The following is a 2,032-nucleotide window of genomic DNA, read 5'->3' as shown; positions in this document are numbered from 1 at the left end:
GGCCGATCACCCGCTCGGTCGCCGACGCGGGCCTCCTGCTCGAGGGCATGCTGGAGCGGACGAACGGCCGCCTCCCGCAGCGCTGGTCGCTCGGCGCGCCCGGTGACGGCGACGGCTCGTTCCTCGGCGCCGCGGTGCGCGGAGAGGGGCGCTTCCAGATCGGCGTGCTCACGGACTCGCCCTGGGACGAGGAGTACGAGATCGCTCTCGCTCCGGAGGCGCGCGCCGCGCTGGACGAGGGGATCGCCGCGCTGGCCGCGCTCGGCCACGGGCTCGAGGAGGCGTTGCTGCCCCCGAGCGCCGCGTACCCCGCCGCGTTCCGGACGCTGTGGCAGAGCGGCGCGGCGACCCTGCCCGTCGAGGGCGCGGACCTCGATCTGCTGGAGCCGCTGACCCGCTGGCTGGTGGAGGAGGGACGCCGGCGCTCCGCCCGCGAGATCGTCGAGGCGGCGTCCTGGCTCTCGGGCTACGAGCGCGCGGTGATCGCGGCGTTCTCCGGCGTCGACGCGGTCCTGACGCCGTCGCTGGCGATGACGCCGCGCCCCGTCGGCTGGTACGACCTCGAGGATCCCGAGCGCAATTTCGAGCAGCAGTGCCTCTACACGCCGTACACGTCCTTCGTGAACGTGAGCGGCCTCCCCGCGATCACCCTTCCGCTGAGCACCACGGAGGAGGGCCTGCCGATGGGAGTCCAGCTGATCGGGCGACCCGGCGGCGAGGCGACACTGCTGGCGATCGGCGCGCAGCTCGAGCGGCGGGCGCGCTGGCAGAGGCGGCACCCGCCGCAGTGGTGACGGGGCAGGCCGCAGTCGTGACGGGGCCGGGCGCGGCCGCACGGCGGATGGTCAGGGTCCGGCTCTGGTCACTGAGGTAAGCCTTGCCTATACTCGAACACGATGTGCATGTTCGAGGACCGCGACGGCTCCGCGCCAGTCGACGTGAAGCAGTTCCTGATCGCGGGCGACGAGACCGTCGTGCCGTGGATCCAGAGCATCCTCGACGCCCTCCCCGCGAACGCCCGCGGCCAGGTCTTCGTCGAGGTCGACGACGCGCGCGGACTGCCGCCGCTCGCCGCCCCCGGACGGGTCTGCGTCACCTGGCTCGGCCGCTCCGAGCGCTCGGGCGCCCCCGGCACCGGTGAGCGCTGCTCCCGCGGAGTCGCGCTCGACCGCGCGGTCCGGGCCTGGGTCGGCGAGATGTCGGTCGTCGACGGCGACTACCCGTGGGCCGACGGCCGCCACGACTTCTGCGCCTGGATCGGCGGGGCCGGCCCCGTCGTCGCCGAGCTCGCCGCCGACGTGGAGGCGCGCCTGCGCACCTCCGCCGAGCACGCCGCGCGCTGACCGTCCGCCGGGCGTCCCGGCTGAGTGTTAGGCAAGGCTTACCTTCTGTGCGAGACTGAGGCGATGCCCCCGACGACCGCCGCCCCCGCCCGACCGGCCTACCGGCCGTACCTCGCGACCGTCGCCGCAGCGACCCGGATCGCCCCGCACTTCATCCGCGTGACCCTCACCGGCACCGGCCTCGACCACGTCGGCTGCACCGGCCCCGACCAGCGCATCAAGCTCGTCGTCCCCACCGCCGCCTCCGACGCCCCCGCCTTCCTCGCCTCCGTCTCGGACCCCGACGGACCCGACGGACTCGACCCCGACTGGTACGGCCGCTGGCGACAGCTCCCCGACGAGCTCCGGAACCCGCTCCGCACCTACACCATCCGCGCCGTCCGCCCCGAGGACGCCGAGGTCGACATCGACTTCGCCGCCCACGGCGACACCGGACCGGCCTCCGCCTGGGTCGAGAGCGCCCGCGCCGGCGACCAGATCGTCATCATCGCGCCCGACACGCGCTCCGACCTCCCCGGCGGCGGAGTCGAGTTCCACCCCGGCGCCGCCACCTCCCTCCTCCTCGCCGGCGACGAGACGGCCGTCCCCGCCATCGCCGCGATCCTCGAGAGCCTCGACGACGACGCCACCGGAGCCGCGTTCCTCGAGGTCCCCACCGCCCACGACCGCCTCCCGCAGCGCTGGTCGCT

General features: G+C 74.8%; 3 protein-coding genes. All 3 read left to right on the top strand.

Annotated elements, in window-relative coordinates; genetic code table 11:
* On the top strand, positions 1 to 794 hold a 794-nt coding region (locus C5B98_RS16500; protein ID WP_146076993.1), incomplete at its 5' end, for an amidase.
* Between the two features lie 102 nt (positions 795 to 896).
* The gene (locus C5B98_RS16495; protein ID WP_104227425.1) at positions 897 to 1,343 is read left to right on the top strand and encodes an SIP domain-containing protein; all 447 of its coding nucleotides are present in this window, start codon (positions 897 to 899) and stop codon (positions 1,341 to 1,343) included.
* Positions 1,344 to 1,406: 63 nt separating this feature from the next.
* Positions 1,407 to 2,032, top strand: a 626-nt coding sequence (locus tag C5B98_RS16490; protein ID WP_146076992.1) for a siderophore-interacting protein, incomplete at its 3' end; no start/stop codon positions are given.

This window comes from Rathayibacter sp. AY1A5, assembly GCF_002930875.1.
Classification (GTDB): domain Bacteria; phylum Actinomycetota; class Actinomycetes; order Actinomycetales; family Microbacteriaceae; genus Rathayibacter.
This window is presented reverse-complemented; position numbering and strand designations above follow the sequence as displayed.

Coding starts and splice junctions, on each gene's coding strand:
- C5B98_RS16495 (WP_104227425.1), top strand. CDS start 897: ATGTGCATGTTCGAGGACCGCGACGGCTCCGCGCCAGTCGACGTGAAG.